Raw genomic sequence first — 278 nt, 5'->3', positions numbered from 1 at the left:
GCTCTCTTTGGTAAGGGCGGGTGAAAAATCCATTGTATTGCTGCCTACAGGTGGCTACTGCACCAACCGTAATTGTGAACGTCTTTGTTCCCTGATGGATATTGTTGAAGCCCCTTGTGATCATAAGGTAATCACTGATAAAGCGGCGAAAAGTTTATCGAGGGAACGGGATAACCTCATTGCTTCATTCCGAGCAATAAATGACATGGGTGATTATGCCAATGAATTGATTCTGGATGCCAGAAAGAAGAAAATTGTGTCTATTGAGCCAACATTGG

Annotated in this window: 1 pseudogene; it reads left to right on the top strand. The window is 43.2% G+C overall.

The features are described from left to right. Nucleotides 1-278: pseudogene (locus tag IQR33_RS12695) on the top strand (hypothetical protein); the annotation flags it as partial.

Origin of the sequence: Vibrio sp. OPT46, from assembly GCF_015163535.1 — a bacterium.
GTDB classification, from domain to species: domain Bacteria; phylum Pseudomonadota; class Gammaproteobacteria; order Enterobacterales; family Vibrionaceae; genus Vibrio; species Vibrio alginolyticus.
The sequence above is the reverse complement of the archived record's forward strand: the minus strand, read 5'-3'. Positions and strand labels throughout refer to the sequence as shown.